The sequence below is a fragment of the Azospirillum sp. OGB3 genome, from assembly GCF_014192915.1.
Taxonomy (GTDB): Bacteria; Pseudomonadota; Alphaproteobacteria; order Azospirillales; family Azospirillaceae; genus Azospirillum.
Genome location: NZ_JACHYN010000007.1, coordinates 85711 through 102620 on the forward strand (window position 1 = coordinate 85711; position 16910 = coordinate 102620).

The following is a 16910-nucleotide window of genomic DNA, read 5'->3' on the forward strand; positions in this document are numbered from 1 at the left end:
TCCTCCTGTGCCAGAAGCCATATGGGGGCCTGTGAGCACAGGGGAAGAGGACGGGGGATGTGACTTTTCGGGGGAGGAGGCGGGAAAAGGGGGTGTCAATGCAGCGGGGCGCCGCCACCGGGCGGCCCCAGGACGAACAGCGCGGCGGTGACCTCCGCCGGCGCGGGTGCCCATTCGAAATCGCGCATCAGCTCATTGCGGGCGGCGTCGGCGCGCTCCGCCAGGGCGTTGCAGTCGGTGCGGCCGGTCCGCCGGGCCGGCCTGCGGCAGCGTTGGTCGGCGCAGCTTTCCAGCATCAGACGGATCATCCGCTCCCGCTTGGCGGCGTCGACGAAGCCCGACTGGTCGAAATACAGCTTGGTGAAGGCGACCTCGGTCACCGTGGGCGCCGCACCCTGCTTGCCGACCAGCACCGCAGACACCAGTTCAACGCAGCGACCGGCATAGTCGGGGATCGGCGCCGTGCCGTCGTCGGCGCGGTCGTATTGGCGGCTCGGCAGCTCGACCAGGCGCCCGGTCGGCTCCTTCACGAGGTAACGGCGCCACACCGGCATCTCCGCCTCCCGTCTGGTTTCCCCATGGGCTGAAAAAAGGGTACACCAGACCGGACCGCGACGGAACAGCCCCTTTCCGGCTTCGGCCGGAACCGGACAGCACTCACCGGAGGAGAGGCGCGGCTCAACCTTCGGGAACGGGAAGGGTTTAGCCTGATGAAACTTCTGCGATTCGGCCCGCCGGGCCATGAGCGTCCGGGCCTTCTGGACCGCAACGGTGTGATCCGCGACTTGTCGGGCGTGGTGTCGGACATCGGCCCGTCCACCCTGACCGAGGACGGTCTGGCGCATCTGCGCGCGCTCGACACCGACCGGCTGGCCCAGGTGCCGGACGGGACCCGGCTCGGGCCCTGCGTCACCGGCGTGTCCAAGGTGGTCTGCGTCGGGCTGAACTACCGCGCCCACGCCGCCGAATCCGGCCTGCCCGAGCCGGCGGAGCCGGTGCTGTTCATGAAGGCGACCACCGCCATCTGCGGCCCCAACGATCCGGTCCAGATGCCGCGGGGCGCCACCAAGCTCGACTGGGAGGTCGAACTCGGCATCGTCATCGGGCGCACCGCCCGCTACGTCGAACAGGCCGACGCCTTCGACCACATCGCCGGCTATTGCGTCCTCAACGACGTGTCGGAACGCGCCTTCCAGACCGAGAGCACCGGCCAGTGGGTGAAGGGCAAGAGCGCCGACAGCTTCTGCCCGATCGGCCCCTGGATGGTCACCCGCGACGAGGTGCCCGACCCGCAGGCGCTGCGCCTGTGGCTGGAGGTCGACGGCCAGCCGATGCAGGACAGCACGACCGCCGACATGATCTTCGGCGTCGCCGAGATCGTGTCCTACATCAGCCGCTTCATGACCCTGCTGCCGGGCGACGTCATCGCCACCGGCACGCCGCAGGGCGTGGCGCTGGGCCGCGGGCCGAACCACCCCTGGCTCCAACCCGGCCAGACCATGCGCCTGGGCGTCGAAGGGCTGGGCGAGCAGCGCCAGTCCGTCCGCGCCTTCGAAGGCTGAACGGCGCCGGGACCGGAAGGGGAGTGTCTTCAATGAAGCGAAAAAGCCGTCTGGCCGCGTGGCTGCTCGCCACCGGTCTCGGCACCCTGGCGGTGTCCACTTCAGCCAGAGCCGAGGACGGCGCCGCGGCGCTGGCCGGGAAGACCTGCGGCACGCTGGAATCGCGTGTGGCGGAGATCCCCGGCTCCGGCCCGGTGTTCCTGCGCAGCTACGACAGCAGCTTCGGCGTCGGCCAGACGTCGGAGCTGCCGCTGCGCGAGGCCGCCTTCACCTACGACAACGCGCTGGCCGTCATCGCCCTGGTCGCCTGCGGCAAGACCGAGCCGGCGCTGCGCATCGGCGAATCGCTGCTCTCTGCCGCCACGCTGGACCGCGCGCGGCGCCAGGGGCGGCTGCGAAACACCTATCGTGCGGGCGCCCAGACCCAGAAGCCGATCCCGCCCAACGGCTGGTGGGACGTCACCGCCAACCGCTGGTTCGAGGACGCCTATCAGGTCGGCTCCGCCACCGGCAACGTCGCCTGGGCGGGGCTGGCCCTGATGACGCTGGGCCAAGCGACGGGCGAGGAGCGCTTCCGCAACGGCGCCGCGGAGCTGGCGCGCTGGGTGGTGGCCAACACCGCCGACCCGCACGGGCCGGGCGGCTTCAACGGCGGCGTCCAGGGCTTCGACGACAAGCCGCAGGCCCTGACCTGGAAGGCGACGGAGCACAACACCGACCTCGTCGCCCTGTTCGGCTGGCTGGAGCGCAGCGGCACGGCGGGAGATTGGGCCGGGCCGGAGAAGGCGGCGCGCGGCTTCCTCGACCGCATGTGGGCGGACGGCGGCGGGCATTTCCCCACCGGCACGGCGCCGGACGGGGTGACGGTCAACCGGGCCACGTCCGGCCTCGACGCCCAGCTCTGGCCGCTGCTGCTGCGCGGCGCGCCGGAGGCGTGGCGGGCGGCGCTGGATTATGCCGAGAAGGCCCACGGGGTGGATGGCGGTTTCGACTTCAACGACGACCGCGACGGGATGTGGGTGGAGGGCACGGCCCAGGCCGCGCTGGTCTACCGCCTGCTGGGACGGTCCGAGGACGCGCAGCGGCTACTGGCCGAGGTCGCCAAGGAGGTCAGCCGGGGCGGCCATGTCTGGGCAACGCGCGAGGACAGCATCACCACCGGCCTCGCCATCGGGCCGGACAGCACCACGGACGATTTCCGCTACTACCGCCGCCCCCATCTGGCGGTGACGGCCTGGACGGTCCTGGCCGCCGTGGGCTGGAACCCGTTCACCGGTGAGCGGGTGAAGTGAAGGAAGAAAAGCCCCTCTCCCGCCCTGGGAGAGGGTGGCGCCGAAGGCGCCGGGTGAGGGTTGCACGAGGATCAAGAGACTGATTCTTGGCGTGACCCTCACCCTTCCCGCGCGCCGCGCGGGCGCCTTCCCTCTCCCGGAGAGGGAGAGGGAGGTTCAAAGCCTTACTTGCGGACCTTGGTGATCTCGCCCTGCAGCTCATTCAGCAGGTCGGCGCCGCCGTCGGCCGCGAACTTGTCCATGGCCGGCTTGACCATCTCGCGCATGCGGCCCAGTTCGGCGTCGCTCAGCTCGTTGATCTGCATGCCCTTTTCCTTCAGGTAGGCGATGCTCTGCTTCGACGCCTCGCGGCTGTCCTTGCGCTCGAAGTCGCGCGAGGCGGCGGCGGCCTCGGCGATGATCTTGCGCTCGTCGGCGGACAGGCCGTCGTACCAGCGCTTGGAGGCCAAAACGATCCACGGGCTGTAGACGTGCTTGGAAATGGTCAGGTACTTCTGGACCTCGTAGAACTTCGAGGACTGGATGGTGGTGACCGGGTTCTCCTGACCGTCCACGGTGCCCGTTTCCATGGCGGTGAACAGCTCGGAGAAGGACAGCGGCACGGCATTGGCGCCAAAGCCGTTGAACATGTCGATGTAGACCGGGTTCTGCATGACGCGCAGCTTGATGCCCTTCAGGTCCTCGACCTTCTCGACCGGGCGCTTGCTGTTGGTCAGGTTGCGGAAGCCGTTCTCCCAGTAGACGAGGCCGACGAGGCCCTTGTCGTTCAGCTTGGCCGCCAGCTTCTGGCCGAACGGGCCGTCGAACACGGCGTCGGCCTCCTGCTCGTTGTTGAACAGGAAGGGCAGGTCGAAGACGGCGAAGTCCTTGACGATGCCGACCAGCGTGGCGGTCGAACCGACCATCATCTCCTGCGCCCCGCCGATCAGGGCGTTCTGCATCTGGATGTCGCTGCCCAGGCTGGCGTCAGCGAAGCCCTTGACCTTCAGCTTGCCACCGGAGCGCTTGGACATCTCCTCGACGAAGAACTTCACGGCGCGGCCCTGGTTGCTGCTCTCCGACAGGCCATAGCCGAAGCGGATCAGGCGCGGCTTGATGTCCTGGGCGGAGACGACGCCGGCGCTGCCGATGACACCGGCGGCGAGGGCGAGGGCGGCGGCGAGGGCCGCGAACTTGGTCTTCATGGGTGTTTCCTTCTCGATCGTTCTTATCGTGGTCAAAACCGGGTCGTGGTCAAAACCGGGTGCCGGGCCATCAATGCAGCCAGCTCGCTGGAACGGTGATCAGTTCCGGGAAGATGACGAAGAGGCCGAGCAGCAGCGTGTAGGTGATGACGTAGGGCCAGACGCCTTTGATGATGCCTTCCATGCTGACGCGGGCGACGCCGCACACCACGTTCAGCACGGTGCCGACCGGCGGCGTCAGCAGACCGACCGCGCCGACCATCACGAACATCACGCCGAAATAGACCGGGTCGATGCCGGCGCGGGTGATCAGCGGGACCAGCACCGGGCCAAGGATCAGGATGGTCGGCGTCAGATCCATCGCCGTCCCGACCAGCGTCAGCACCACCATGATCGCGGCCATCAGAATCTTCGGGTTGTCGAGCAGCGGCTCCAGCAGGTCGATCAGCATGCCCGGCAGGTCGGCCAGCGTGATCATGTAGGAAGTAACGAGCGCCGAGGCGACCAGGAACATCACGACCGCGGTCGTCCGGGCGGCGTTGATGAAGATGGCCGGCAGCATGTCCCAGGTCAGGCTGCGGTAGACGAAGCAGCTGATGACGAAGGCGTAGACCGCGGCGACCACCGCGGCCTCGGTTGGAGTGAAGATGCCGCCGCGCATGCCGCCGACGATGATGAAGGGCAGCAGCAGTGCCCAGAAGGCGTCCACGAAGGCCCGGCCGCGTACCGCCCAGGACTTGCGGGGGGCGGTCGGCACGTTCTCGCGCCGCAGAACCCACATCCAGGTCAGCACCAGCGTTGCCGCCATCATCAGGCCGGGCGCGATGCCCGCCATGAACAGCTTGGTGATCGAGATGTTGGTGGTGACGCCGTAGATGATGAAGGACATGCTGGGCGGCAGCATCGGGGCGATGATGCCGCCGGACGCGATCAGGCCCGCCGAGCGTTCGACGTTGTAGCCGTTGGACCGCATCATCGGGATCAGCAGCGTCGCCACCGCGGCGGTGTCGGCGATGGCCGAACCGGACAGGCTGGCCAGCACCACGGCGGCGCCGATGGCGACAAAGCCCAGACCGCCGCGGATGTGGCCGAACAGGGTGACCGCCAGATCGACGATGCGACGGGAAATGCCGCCCTGGTTCATCAGCCCGCCGGCCAGCAGGAAGAAGGGCACGGCCAGCAGTGGGAAGTTGTCCGCCCCGCTCAGCATGTTCTGGGCGAGAAGCTGCGCGTCGAAGAAGTCGAGATGGATCATCAGCGCGACGCCGCTCAGCATGAGGGCGAAGGCGATGGGCATGCCGAGCAGCATGAATCCGAACAGCGACGACAGGAAGACGACAATCGTCATGACATGGACTCCAGATCGCTATTCGGCGAAGGCGGGGTCGCCGGCCGCCGGGTCGCCGGGCACGCGGGCGTCGGGGCTGCCCCTGAGGATTTTCGCGAGATTGGCCAGCACCGCGAAGCTCATCGCCAACGCCGGGAAGAAGCCCGCCGCGGCGTAGAGCGCCATGGGGAAGCGCAGGACCGTGGAATAGGTGTCGAGACCGATCAGAAGCTGGAACCAGCTTCCCTGAACGAACAGCCACAGCGCGTAGAGCATCAGCAGATGGCTGACCACCGCGCAGGCCTTCCGCGCCTTCGGCGATAGGCGTTCCTGGAGCATTTCCAGCCCAATGTGCTGGTGTGTGCGCAGCGCCACGGTGGCGCCCAGGAAGACCATCCAAACGAAGAGAAGCCGGGCCAGCTCCTCCGCGGCGACGATGCCGCTGTTGAAGACGTAACGAAGAACCACGTTGCCGAAGACCAGCACCACCATGGCGGCCAGCATCAGCCCCATGGTCCATTCGGTGAGGGTCTCCAGCGCATCGACCAAGCGCTTCATGCACACTCCTCGGCCTGCCTCGCGGCGGGGCTCACCTGATCGAAAGGGCGGCGGCAGGGAACAGCGCGGGGGACACGGGCGGCGCGACGCACCGGCAGCGGGGCCGGGCGGCGGGTCGGAATTCCTCCCTCGTGGTCTCTTGCCGGGACCTTGAATTTTCTGTGTCGGAAAATAGAGGAGTCCCGCAACCGAGTGAAGAAGATTTTCTTCATATCGGCGGATAAACCGCCAAGCCGTGGACGTATCGACGAAAATTATCTTCACAATCCGTCCCGCCCCGCATAGCTTGGGGATTATGGAAGGCGGTGCGGCGTCCCTGCCGAAATGCCAGGGTGCGCTATGCCGTTCGCGCCGGCGGTGGTACGGTCCGCCGCCCGAAGACGCCCCGGGACGAAGAACGCCCGGGACCAAAAAACGCTTTTAGGGATGGACGGTCCGTTTCGATGCTCCAGCCGGTGAACATCCTCGATCACATCCGCGGCCGCCTGCCGGAGCTGAAGCGTTCCGAAGCCCAGGTCGCCGAGATGGTGCTGGTCGAGCCGCAGAAGGTCCTGGGGCAGAGCATCACCGTGCTGGCCCAGGCCGCCGGGGTGAGCGAGGCGACCGTCGTCCGCTTCTGCCGCAGCATCGGCTGCGCCGGCTTCCCGGACTTCAAGCTGCGGCTGGCCGAGGGGCAGGCCCGCGGCACCCCCTTCGTCAGCCAGGACGTGGCGCCGGACGACGAGACTCCGACCGTCGCGCGAAAAATCTTTTCATCGGCTGCCGCCGCACTGAACGACGCGGCGGGTGCGCTCGACATGGCGGCTGCCTCCCGGGCGGTGGAGTTGCTGGCCGACGCCTCCAGCATCCTGTGCATCGGCACCGGCGCCTCGGCGGTGGTGGCGGAGGACGCGGCGCACAAGTTCATGCGCTTCGGCATGGCGGCGCAGGCCAGCGCCGACCCGATGATGGTCCGCATGCTGGCGGTCAATCTGGGAGCGCGCGGGGTGCTGCTGGCGATCTCCAACACCGGGCGCACCGTGATGGTCACGGAACTGGCGCAGATGGCCCGCGACCTGGGCATCCCGGTCATCGCGATCACCGCGCCGGGTTCGCCGTTGGCCGCGGTGTCGTCGGTCGCCATCGGCCACACGCCGGTCGAGGACGCCGAGATCTACACGCCGATGGCCTCCCGCCTCGTCCATCTGGCGATCATCGACGTGCTGTCCACCGGCGTGGCGCTGAAGTTGGGCGCCGAGGCGCGGCACCATCTGGCGAAGGTGAAAGCCGTGCTGTCCGGCACCCGCTCCTCCCACGGCAAGCCCGCCCGAAGCCGCCATCGGGCGTGAACCGCACGGACACGGGAGACGAGCCCATCCGGCCGCGCGAATCAGACGGGAGGAGTTGATCGAGCCCTCCCGCTTCACCGGCGGCACATGACCGGGGCGCGCGAACCTCTGTGTCCGCGCGCTCCTGTGGTGGCCTCCGGCCCAGCCGTTCCAACAATTCCCGCCGTTCGCCACCGCCAAAAGCCCGCTTGCAAATCGGGGGTCCGCCTGCAATTCTGCGCCTCCGACGGTGCCCCGTCCGCTGTGAAGGCGCGGGGATAATAGGGAATGCGGTGCGGACCCGGACGGGGTCCAAGGCCGCGGCTGCCCCCGCAACTGTATGCGGCGAGTCCGCCTCCGGAAATGCCACGGGCCGACAGGCCGGGAAGGCGGGAGGCGCGGCGACGACCCGCGAGCCAGGAAACCTGCCGCCGGACCGACACTCATCCAATCCGCCGGGTGTGGCGGAGACAGGGAAGCCAGATCATGACGCCTCGCGCCATCCCCAGTCCGTCCGCATTGCCGCTCCAGGCCGCCTTCCTGTCGCTGGCCGTGCCGCTGGCCACCGGGCGCCCGCTCCGCTGACCGGCGGACCGACCCACCCTGTATCTTTCCCTAGTCTTAGGAGACGGCCGATGACCACCGGCCCGCTGACCGCCGGGAAGACCCCGGCCACCGTCATCACCGGCTTTCTCGGCGCCGGCAAGACGACGCTGATCCGCAGCCTGCTGGAGCAGGCTGGCGGGCGCCGTCTGGCGCTGATCATCAACGAGTTCGGGGACGTCGGCATCGACGGCGAGATCCTGCGCGCCTGTGGCGATCCGACCTGCAGCGAGGACGACGTGATCGAGCTGGCGAACGGCTGCCTGTGCTGCACCGTCGCCGACGACTTCGTCCCGGCCATCGAGAAGCTGCTGGCCCGCCCGCAGCCGCCGGAGCACATCATCATCGAGACGAGCGGCCTTGCCCTGCCGAAGCCGCTCGTCCAGGCCTTCCACTGGCCGGCGATCAAGACGCGGGTGACGGTGGACGGGGTGGTCGCGGTGGTCGACGCCGCCGCCGCCGCGGAGGGCCGCTTCGCCCCCGATCCGGCGGCCCTGGCCGCCCAGGCCGCCGAGGCCGGACAGCTCGACCACGAGACCCCGGTGGAGGAGGTGTTCGAGGACCAGCTCCTCTGCGCCGACCTGATCGTGGTGAACAAGACCGATCTGGTGGACGCCGCCGCTCTGGCGAAGGTCGAGGACCTGATCCGCGCCGCCATGGCGGAGGGCGGCATGGCTGAAGGCGGCGCTGGGCGTGAGCCCAAGATCCTGCGCGCCAGCAACGGCAAGGTCGATCCGGTGGTTCTCCTGGGCGTCGGCGCCGGGGCCGAGGACGACCTCGCCAACCGCCCCAGCCATCATGACGAGGAGGAGGGCCACGACCACGACGACTTCACCAGCTTCGTCGTGGAACTCGGCCCGCAGCCCGACCCGGCGGCGCTGGCGAAGACGCTGGAGCGGGTCGCCGCCGCCCATGGCGTGCTGCGCCTGAAGGGCTTCATCGACGTGCCGGGCAAGCCGATGCGGCTGCTCGTACAGGGCGTCGGCACGCGCATCCAGACCCATTTCGACCGCTTCTGGAAGCCCGACGAGCCGCGCCGCAGCCGTCTGGTGGTGATCGGCGAGACGGGCCTGGACCGCGACGCCGTGACCGCGGCGCTGTCGTAAAACCCGCTCCCGTCCCGGGAGAGGGAGGGGCCCGCGCGAGGCGCGGGAGGGTGAGGGTCGCACGCGGAGACCGCAGCGATCCTTGCCTGCACCCTCACCCGGCGCCTTCGGCGCCACCCTCTCCCGGGGCGGGAGAGGGAGTGTTTGCAAAGCTGTGGCCCATGCACCTACTCGCCGCCCGCCAGGAAGACCTCGACGCCGGCCCCCAGGCCGTGGATCTGGGGCAGAGCCCGGCGGACGTCGTCGTCCTGTCCTTCTCCGACAGCGACCTGACGGCGCTCGCCGCCTGCTGGAAGCGCCACCGCGACACGTTGCCGACCCTGCGGCTGGCGAATCTCGCGCGGCTGGGGCACCCGCTGTCGGTAGACCTCTACGTCGAGTCCGTGATCCGCAAGGCAAAGCTGGTCGTTCTGCGGCTGCTCGGCGGGGCGGGCTACTGGCGCTATGGGCTTGACCATGTCGCCGCCGCCTGCCGGGAGTCCGGGGTGGCGCTGGCCGTGCTGCCCGGCTGCGCCCAGCCGAACCCCGCCCTGGAGGGCTACGGCACCGTTCCGGCCGAGGCCGCGCAACGGCTGTGGCGTGGATTCACCGAGGGCGGGCCGGACAACATGGCCAACCTGCTGGCCTACGCCGCCACTCTGAGCGGGCAGGAGCGCCCCTGGCGCGAACCGGCGCCCGTGCCGCGCTTCGGCGTCTATGAGGGGTGGTCCGGCCAAGTTGCCGGGCCATGCGCGCCGGTCGTCTTCTACCGCTCCCATCTGCTGGCCGGCGACCTGGAGCCGGTGCACGCGCTGTGCGACGCGCTGGCCGCGCGCGGCCTCGCCCCGCTGCCGCTGTTCGTGGCGAGCCTGAAGGAGCCGGACTCCGCCGCCTGGATGCGCGCCACCCTGACCGCCCGCGACGCCGCCGTCGTGATGAACCTGACCGGCTTCTCGGCGGCGCGCGAGGACGGTTCGCCGCTGGAGGCCAATGGCACGCCGGTGCTGCAAGCCGTTCTGTCCACCACGCCGGAGGAGGGCTGGCGCGGCTCCGCCCGCGGCATGGGACCGTCCGACCTCGCCATGAACGTCGTGCTGCCGGAGATGGACGGGCGCATCCTGACCCGCGCCATCGCCTTCAAGGCCGAAGGGGAGTTGGACCCCGATCTGGAGTTCGCTCTGACGCTGATCCGCCCGGTCCCCGACCGCGTGGCCTTCGCCGCCGATCTGGCCGCCGCCTGGGTTCGGCTGGGCGCCACGCCGCGGGCCGGGCGCAAGCTGGCGCTGGTGCTGTCCGACTATCCGGGGCCGGGCGGCGGCATCGGCCATGCGGTGGGCCTCGACACCCCGGCGAGCGTCGTCGGTATCCTGGAACGGCTGCGCGCCGAGGGCTACGCTGTGGACGGGCTTCCCGCCGGCCCCGCCGCCCTGATGGAGGCTCTGACCGGGGGCGCCACCGCCGCGCTGAGCCTGGAGGACTACCGCCGCCTCGCCCCCGCCGAGGCCCGCGCCCGCATCGCGGAACGCTGGGGCAATGAGGAGGCCGACCCGCGCTCCGACGGCGCCGCCTTCCGCTTCACGGTGCTGGCCTGCGGCAACGCCACCGTCGCCGTGCAGCCGAGCCGCGGCCACGGCCCGCTGACCACCACCCAGCACCACGACCCGGAGACGCCGCCCAGCCACGGCTATTATGCCTTCCATCTCTGGCTCCGCCATGTCCTGGGTGTCCACGCGCTGGTGCAGGTGGGCGCGCACGGGACGCTGGAATGGCTGCCGGGCAAGGCGGTGGCGCTGTCCGCCGACTGCTGGCCGGAAATCGTCGCCGGTCCCCTGCCCTGCCTCTACCCCTTCATCGTCAACAACCCCGGCGAGGGGGTGCAGGCGCGCCGCCGGCTGGGCGCCGTCCTGATCGGCCACCTGACCCCGCCACCGGTCGAGGCCGGGCTGCACGGCGACCTCGCAGACCTTGAAACGGCCATCGACGAATACTCCATGGCGACCGGGCTGGACCCGCGGCGTCTGGGCACGCTGCGGCAGACCATCTTGGATCTGGCCTGGAGTTCCGGCGTCGCCGCCGACTGCAACCTGCGGCCCGACGACGACCCCGACGCCATCCTCAGCCGCCTCGACGCCCATCTCTGCGACATCAAGGAGATGCAGATCCGCGACGGGCTGCACGTCTTCGGCACCACGCCGGAGCCGGAGCGCCGCGCCCGCCTGCTCGCCGCCGTCGCGCGCTTCGCCACGGCGGAGGACGTCGCCCCGGCGCTCGACGCCTGCGGCGAGGCGGAGATGGCCGCCTTGCTCGACGGGCTGGACGGGCGGTTCGTGAAGCCCGGCCCCGGCGGCTCCCCGGCGCGGGGGCGGGCCGACACGCTGCCCACCGGGCGGAACCTCTACGCGCTCGACCCGCGCGGCGTGCCGACGCCGACCGCCTGGACGCTGGGCTGGCAGGCGGCGGACGCGCTGATCACCCGCTACCTCCAGGACCATGGCGACTGGCCGAAGCGGCTGGTGGTGGATTGCTGGGGCACCCCTGCCATGCGCACCGGCGGCGACGAGCTGGCACAAGCCATGGCTCTGCTCGGCGTGCGCCCGCTGTGGGAGAACGGCTCCGGCCGGGTCACCGGCTTCGAGGTGATGCCGGCCTCCGTCCTGGGCCGCCCGCGCGTGGACGTGACGCTGCGCATCTCCGGCCTGTTCCGCGACGTGTTCCCGCAGCAGATCGCCCTGTTCGATCAGGCCGTCCGCGCCGTGATGGCGGAGGACGAGCCCGACGACGTGAACCCCGTCGCATCCGCCCTGCGCACCGACCGCGCTGAGCTGGAAGCCGGCGGCACCCCGGCGGCGGAGGCCGGACGCTGGGCCAGCGCGCGGGTCTTCGGCGCGGCGCCCGGCGCCTACGGCACGGCGTTGCCCGGGATGATCGCGCGGGGTGACTGGAGCGCGCGGGCCGACTTCGGCGCCGCCTATCTTGAAGGAAGCTGCCACGCCTACGGCAAGGGTCTGGAGGGCGTTCCGCTGCCCAGCCTGTTCCGCCGCCGCATCGGCGGGGCCGACGCGCTGGTCCACCACCAGGACCAGCGGGAGCACGACGTCCTCTCCACCGACGGCTTCATGCAGTATGAGGGCGGCTTCTCCGCCGCTGCCGCGCTCACCGACAACGACCCGGCGCTGTACCACCTCGACAGTTCGGAACCGGAAAGCCTGACCGTCCGCACGCTGGGCGAGGAGATCGCCCGCGTGCTGCGCGGCCGGGCGGCCAACCCGCGCTGGATCGACGGCATGATGCGCCACGGCTACCGAGGCGCCGGGGAGCTGGCGGCGAGCGTGGACACGCTGTTCGCCTTCGCCGCGACCACCACGGCGGTGCGGCCCCACCATTTCGACCAGTTGTACGACGCCTATGTGGACGACCAGCGGGTGTGGGACTTCCTGGCGCAGTCCAATCCGGCCGCTGCCCGGCATATCCTGGACCGGTTGACCGAGGCCCTGGAGCGCGGTCTCTGGCACCCACGCCGCAATTCGACAGGCGACGATCTGCGCCGCCGCAAGGAGATGTCCGCATGAGCGCGATCACCCAGCTCCGCAATCCACCGCGCCGGCGCGGCATGTGCCCCGGCGTCCTGGCCCCGATGGAGGTCGGCGACGGTCTGCTGGTCCGCGTGCGCGTCCCCGCCGGGGTGCTTCCCGCGGCCTCGGCGAAACGGATCGCGGAGCTGGGGCGGCGCTACGGCAACGGTCTGGTCGATCTCAGCCACCGCGGCAACCTGCAACTGCGCGGCGTCGACGCCGCGGACATGGCGGCGCTGATCGCCGAGCTTCGCACGCTCGGCTACGTCTCGGAGGACGCGGAGAGCGAGGCGGTGCGCAACGTGCTGACCTCCCCCACCGCCGGGCTGGACGGGACGGCGGTGCTGGACGTGCGCCCCCACGCTCTGGCGCTCGACGCGCGGCTGGCGTCCGACCGTGACCTCCATCGGTTGCCGCCGAAGTTCGGCTGGCTGGTCGATGGCGGCGGTCAGGCCACTCTGTTCGACAGCAGCACCGACGTGCGCTTCGACGCGGTAGACGGGCCGCTGTTCCGCGTCGGGCTGGGTGGCACCGTCGAAAGCGCCGCGCTGCTGGGCTATTGCCGGCCCGACGATCTGGTCGAGCTTGCGGCGGCGCTGGCGCGGGCCTTCCTGGATCTCCGCCAAACCCTGGCCGAGCCGCCGCGGCGCATGGCCGGGCTGGTCAAGACGCTGGGGGTGGAGGCGCTGCGGGAGCGGGTGGCGGGGCTGCTGTCTTGCCCCCACCCTTCACATGCTGCGCATGGCCCCCTTCCCTTCCCCGCTTCGCAGGAGAGGGAGTTTCAATCCCCTCCCCAGCGAAGCGGGGAAGGGTCAGGGTGGGGGCAAACGCCGCCCACGCGAGTCTTCCTCGGCCCCCAACCCTTCTGGCTGGGCGTCGCCTTCCCCTTCGGCCGCCTCGACGTCGACAAGCTGGAAGCGCTCGCCGCCCTCACCCACGAGATCCGCATCACCCCCTGGCGCGCCCTGCTGCTGGCCGCCCCCCAGGACGGCGCCGCGGAGAAAGCGACCGCCCTCGGCGGCATCCTCGACCACCACGACATCCGGCTGAAGCTCACCGCCTGCAGCGGCGTCACCGGCTGCGACGTCGGCACCACCGACACCCACGCCGACGGTCTCGCCATCGCCGAGCGCGCGGCGGGCTTGCTGGAGGCGGTGCGGATGGTGCATGTCTCGGGCTGCGCGAAGGGCTGCGCCCATCCCGGTGCGGCGGATGTCACGCTCACCGCGCGGGAAGGCGTCTACGACGTCGCGCTGAATACCGCCCCCGGCGGCACGCCCTGGCGGTCCGCCCTGACACCCGACGCCGCCGTCGACGCCGTGGCCGATCTGTCTGTTGAGGAGTTGTCCCGTGTCCGCTGAGCCGCTTTACGACTACATCCGCGATGGAGCGGCCATCTACCGCCAGTCCTTCGCCACCATCCGGGCGGAGGCCGACCTGTCGGCCATCCCCGACGACCTGAAGCCGGTGGCGGTGCGCGTCATCCACGCCTGCGGCATGGTGGACGCGGCGCGAGACCTGATGTTCTCCCCCGACGTGGGGACGGCGGCGCGGGCGGCCCTGCGCGGCGGGGCGGCGATCCTCTGCGACAGTGAGATGGTCGCCCACGGCATCACGCGGGCGCGGCTGCCGGCCGACAACGCCGTCGTCTGCACCCTGCGCGACCCGGCGGTGCCGGAACTCGCCAAGCAGGTCGAAAACACCCGCTCCGCCGCCGCGCTGGAGCTGTGGGTCCCCCGGCTGGCCGGTTCCGTCGTCGCCATCGGCAACGCGCCGACGGCCCTGTTCAAGCTGCTGGAGATGATCCGCGACGGCGCGCCGAAGCCGGCGGCGGTGCTGGGCTTCCCGGTCGGCTTCGTGGGTGCGGCGGAAAGCAAGGACGCGCTGGCCGAGGCGCCCTTCGGCCTGCCCTTCCTGGCGATCAAGGGCCGGCGCGGCGGCAGCGCCATGGCGGCGGCGGCGGTCAACGCCCTGGCGAGCGACGTGGAATGAGCAACGAAACCAACCCCACCGGCACCCTCTACGGCGTCAGCGTCGGCCCCGGCGACCCGGACCTGATGACCGTCCGCGCCATGCGGACCATCGGCGCCTGCCCGGTGGTCGCCTATTTCTGCAAGCGCGGCACCTCCGGTCAGGCCCGGCGCATCGCCGACGGCTGCATCACGGCGGAGCACATCGAGCTGCCGATGGTCTATCCGGTGACGGTGGAACTGCCGCCCAGCCACCCCGACTACGGCCGCCAGATCGAGGCCTTCTTCGACGAGTCCGCCGAGCGTCTGGCCGAACATCTCGCCGCCGGGCGCTCCATCGCCGCGCTGAACGAGGGCGACGCCTTCTTCTACGGCAGCTTCATGCATCTGTTCCTGCGTCTGGCCTCGCGCTTCCCGACGGAGGTGGTGCCGGGCGTGACGTCGATGATGTGCAGCGCCTCGCTGCTGCCGCGCCCGCTGACCCTGCGCGACGACGTCCTGGCGGTCATCCCCGGCACGCTGGGGGAAGAGGCGCTGCTGCGCGCGCTGCGCAACGCCGACGCCGCGGTCATCATGAAGCTGGGCCAGAACCTGCCGAAGGTCCGCCGCGCCGTGGAGGCCGCCGGGCTGGCCGACCGCGCCTGGTACATCGAGCGGGCGAGCATGGCGGACCAGCGCGTGATGCCCTTCCGCGAGGCACCGGAGACGGCCCCCTACTTCTCGCAGATCGTCATCCCCGGCGAGGGGCTGCGGCGATGACCGCCGATCCGCAGGCCGGATGGTTGAAGGTCGTCGGGCTCGGCCCCGGCACTGAGGACTGGCTGACGCCGGAGGCCCGGCGCGATCTGGCGGAGGCGACCGACCTCGTCGGCTATTTCCCCTATGTGGACCGTGTGCCGCCGGGGCCGCAGGTGCGCCACGCCTCCGACAACCGGGTCGAGTTGGACCGCGCCCGCCACGCCCTTGAACTGGCGGCGGAGGGCCGCCGGGTGGCGGTGGTGTCGGGCGGCGACCCCGGCGTCTTCGCCATGGCCGCCGCGGTGTTCGAGGCGCTGGACGATCCAGCGGCCCCCGCGGCGTGGCACCGCGTGCCGCTGTCGGTCGACCCCGGCATTTCCGCGATGCAGGCGGCGGCGGCGCGGGCCGGCGCGCCGCTCGGCCATGATTTCTGCGCCATCTCGCTGTCCGACAATCTGAAGCCGTGGGAGGTGGTGCTGAAGCGCCTGCGTCTGGCGGCGGAGGCGGATTTCGTCATTGCGCTCTACAACCCGATCAGCCGTGCCCGCCCCTGGCAGCTCGGCGCCGCCTTCGACGCGCTGCGCGACCTCCGCTCGGCGGAAACGCCGGTGATCCTCGCCCAGGCGGTCGGCCGCCCCGACGAGGCGCTGACGATCACGACGCTGGGTGCGGTGGACGCGGCGCAGGCCGACATGCGGACCTGCGTCATCATCGGCGCCTCGCACACCCGGCTGGTGCCCCGCGAGGGTGCGCAGCCGTGGGTCTACACGCCGCGCAGCTATGCGGTGCGGGGGTGAGGACGGTGTCGAAACGGGCCCCCACCCTAACCCTCCCCCGCTCGCGGCGGACCTTTGGTCCGCCTGCCGCGTCAGCGCAAACCTCTGGTTTGCGCGAGAGCTTTGCAGGGGAGGGAATTGACTCCTCCCCCTGCAAAGCAGGGGGAGGTCGGGAGGGGGGCCCGACTCTACCGCGCCTCCAGCCATGCCAACGCCGCAGCCGCACCGTGCACCTCGGCCACACCGTTGCCGGGCGGGCGTTCGACCATCACCACGGGAATGCCCCGGCGACGCGCCGCCTCCAGCTTCGCTTCCGTAGCGCTCCCGCCACTGTTCTTGCTGACGACCACCTCCACCCGATGCTCCTCCAACAGGGCGCATTCCCCCTCCAGCGTGAAGGGGCCACGGTCGAGGATCAGACGGTGATCCGGCAGGTTCGGCGGCGGTTCCGGCGGATCGACGGCGCGGATCAGGTAGCGCTTGTCCGGCACCGCCTCGAAGGCCGCGACCTCCTGCCGGCCGATGGTCAGGAAGACGCTTTCGCCAAGCGGGCGCAGAGCCTCGGCGGCGGCGGCCATGTCCGGCACGCCGATCCAGCGGTCGCCCGCGGCCGGCTCCCACGGCTTGCGGGTCAGCACCAGCAGCGGCACGCCCAGCCGTGCGCAAGCCGCCGCGGCGTTGGCGGAGATCTGGTCGGCGAAGGGATGCGTGGCGTCCACGACCGCACCAATGCCGTTCTCCACGAGATGCGCCGCCAGCCCGTCCACCCCGCCGAAACCGCCGATGCGGGTCGGCAGGGGCGGCAGGACCGGCTGCTTGGTGCGCCCGGCCAGCGACACCGTCGCGTCGATGCGCGGGTGGCCGTCGAGCAGGCGGGCCAGCGCCGTGGCCTCGGTGGTGCCGCCCAGAATCAGCGCCTTCATGCTTGTCCTCCTT

Annotated in this window: 14 protein-coding genes and 1 riboswitch; of the genes, 9 read left to right on the forward strand and 5 right to left on the reverse strand. The window is 70.7% G+C overall.

The annotated features are described in order from the left end of the window. Window positions 1-95: 95 nt before the first annotated feature. Window positions 96-554, reverse strand: coding sequence for a hypothetical protein (locus tag FHW79_RS15990; RefSeq protein WP_183179846.1), 459 nt, complete (start codon window positions 552-554; stop codon window positions 96-98). A 156-nt stretch (window positions 555-710) separates the two neighbouring features. On the opposite strand from FHW79_RS15990, the gene FHW79_RS15995 reads away from it, so the two are divergent. Together FHW79_RS15995 and FHW79_RS16000 are read left to right on the forward strand one after the other, a co-directional pair. Next, entirely contained in the window at window positions 711-1562 is an 852-nt protein-coding gene (locus FHW79_RS15995; RefSeq protein WP_183179847.1) for a fumarylacetoacetate hydrolase family protein, read from the forward strand. Between the two features lie 32 nt (window positions 1563-1594). Next, window positions 1595-2854, forward strand: coding sequence for a hypothetical protein (locus FHW79_RS16000; RefSeq protein ID WP_183179848.1), 1260 nt, complete (start codon window positions 1595-1597; stop codon window positions 2852-2854). A 164-nt stretch (window positions 2855-3018) separates the two neighbouring features. On the opposite strand, the gene FHW79_RS16005 is transcribed toward FHW79_RS16000, so the two are convergent. The 3 genes from FHW79_RS16005 to FHW79_RS16015 all read right to left on the reverse strand — a co-directional run bounded on the left by FHW79_RS16005 (window position 3019) and on the right by FHW79_RS16015 (window position 5923). Further along, window positions 3019-4038 carry a TRAP transporter substrate-binding protein gene (locus tag FHW79_RS16005; RefSeq protein WP_183179849.1) on the reverse strand — a complete coding sequence of 340 codons (1020 nt, stop codon included), beginning with the start codon at window positions 4036-4038 and terminating at the stop codon, window positions 3019-3021. 70 nt (window positions 4039-4108) lie between these two features. Then, on the reverse strand, window positions 4109-5386 hold the full coding sequence (locus tag FHW79_RS16010) for a TRAP transporter large permease subunit (RefSeq protein ID WP_183179850.1): 1278 nt from the start codon (window positions 5384-5386) through the stop codon (window positions 4109-4111). Window positions 5387-5404: 18 nt separating this feature from the next. Beyond that, window positions 5405-5923: a TRAP transporter small permease gene (locus FHW79_RS16015; RefSeq protein WP_183179851.1), complete on the reverse strand. Its 519-nt coding sequence runs from the start codon at window positions 5921-5923 to the stop codon at window positions 5405-5407. Window positions 5924-6366: 443 nt separating this feature from the next. On the opposite strand from FHW79_RS16015, the gene hexR reads away from it, so the two are divergent. The 7 genes from hexR to cobJ all read left to right on the forward strand — a co-directional run bounded on the left by hexR (window position 6367) and on the right by cobJ (window position 15995). Next, window positions 6367-7251, forward strand: a complete 885-nt coding sequence (gene hexR / locus FHW79_RS16020) for a transcriptional regulator HexR (protein WP_183179852.1) — start codon at window positions 6367-6369, stop codon at window positions 7249-7251. Between the two features lie 210 nt (window positions 7252-7461). Next, a riboswitch (cobalamin riboswitch) is annotated at window positions 7462-7678 on the forward strand. A 187-nt stretch (window positions 7679-7865) separates the two neighbouring features. After that, window positions 7866-8939: a cobalamin biosynthesis protein CobW gene (cobW, locus tag FHW79_RS16025; RefSeq protein WP_183179853.1), complete on the forward strand. Its 1074-nt coding sequence runs from the start codon at window positions 7866-7868 to the stop codon at window positions 8937-8939. Window positions 8940-9100: 161 nt separating this feature from the next. Continuing rightward, window positions 9101-12487 (forward strand): cobaltochelatase subunit CobN, encoded by a 3387-nt coding sequence (gene cobN / locus FHW79_RS16030; protein ID WP_183179854.1) that lies wholly within the window; start codon window positions 9101-9103, stop codon window positions 12485-12487. Beyond that, window positions 12484-13851, forward strand: coding sequence for a precorrin-3B synthase (gene cobG / locus FHW79_RS16035; RefSeq protein ID WP_183179855.1), 1368 nt, complete (start codon window positions 12484-12486; stop codon window positions 13849-13851). Before cobN ends, cobG begins: the two co-directional genes overlap by 4 nt. Further along, window positions 13841-14482 (forward strand): precorrin-8X methylmutase, encoded by a 642-nt coding sequence (locus FHW79_RS16040; RefSeq protein ID WP_183179856.1) that lies wholly within the window; start codon window positions 13841-13843, stop codon window positions 14480-14482. Before cobG ends, FHW79_RS16040 begins: the two co-directional genes overlap by 11 nt. Then, window positions 14479-15219, forward strand: a complete 741-nt coding sequence (locus FHW79_RS16045; RefSeq protein WP_183179857.1) for a precorrin-2 C(20)-methyltransferase — start codon at window positions 14479-14481, stop codon at window positions 15217-15219. Before FHW79_RS16040 ends, FHW79_RS16045 begins: the two co-directional genes overlap by 4 nt. Then, a complete protein-coding gene (gene cobJ / locus FHW79_RS16050) occupies window positions 15216-15995 on the forward strand; it encodes a precorrin-3B C(17)-methyltransferase (RefSeq protein ID WP_183179858.1) in 780 nt (259 codons plus the stop codon). Before FHW79_RS16045 ends, cobJ begins: the two co-directional genes overlap by 4 nt. Before the next feature lie 167 nt (window positions 15996-16162). On the opposite strand, the gene FHW79_RS16055 is transcribed toward cobJ, so the two are convergent. Then, entirely contained in the window at window positions 16163-16897 is a 735-nt protein-coding gene (locus FHW79_RS16055; protein ID WP_183179859.1) for a cobalt-precorrin-6A reductase, read from the reverse strand. Between the last annotated feature and the right edge of the window lie 13 nt (window positions 16898-16910).

Bases quoted from the DNA above. Each gene is read 5' to 3' on its own strand.
- FHW79_RS15990 (WP_183179846.1), bottom strand. From the start codon at position 554: ATGCCGGTGTGGCGCCGTTACCTCGTGAAGGAGCCGACCGGGCGCCTG.
- FHW79_RS15995 (WP_183179847.1), top strand. From the start codon at position 711: ATGAAACTTCTGCGATTCGGCCCGCCGGGCCATGAGCGTCCGGGCCTT.
- FHW79_RS16000 (WP_183179848.1), top strand. From the start codon at position 1,595: ATGAAGCGAAAAAGCCGTCTGGCCGCGTGGCTGCTCGCCACCGGTCTC.
- FHW79_RS16005 (WP_183179849.1), bottom strand. From the start codon at position 4,038: ATGAAGACCAAGTTCGCGGCCCTCGCCGCCGCCCTCGCCCTCGCCGCC.
- FHW79_RS16010 (WP_183179850.1), bottom strand. From the start codon at position 5,386: ATGACGATTGTCGTCTTCCTGTCGTCGCTGTTCGGATTCATGCTGCTC.
- FHW79_RS16015 (WP_183179851.1), bottom strand. From the start codon at position 5,923: ATGAAGCGCTTGGTCGATGCGCTGGAGACCCTCACCGAATGGACCATG.
- hexR (WP_183179852.1), top strand. From the start codon at position 6,367: ATGCTCCAGCCGGTGAACATCCTCGATCACATCCGCGGCCGCCTGCCG.
- cobW (WP_183179853.1), top strand. From the start codon at position 7,866: ATGACCACCGGCCCGCTGACCGCCGGGAAGACCCCGGCCACCGTCATC.
- cobN (WP_183179854.1), top strand. From the start codon at position 9,101: ATGCACCTACTCGCCGCCCGCCAGGAAGACCTCGACGCCGGCCCCCAG.
- cobG (WP_183179855.1), top strand. From the start codon at position 12,484: ATGAGCGCGATCACCCAGCTCCGCAATCCACCGCGCCGGCGCGGCATG.
- FHW79_RS16045 (WP_183179857.1), top strand. From the start codon at position 14,479: ATGAGCAACGAAACCAACCCCACCGGCACCCTCTACGGCGTCAGCGTC.
- cobJ (WP_183179858.1), top strand. From the start codon at position 15,216: ATGACCGCCGATCCGCAGGCCGGATGGTTGAAGGTCGTCGGGCTCGGC.
- FHW79_RS16055 (WP_183179859.1), bottom strand. From the start codon at position 16,897: ATGAAGGCGCTGATTCTGGGCGGCACCACCGAGGCCACGGCGCTGGCC.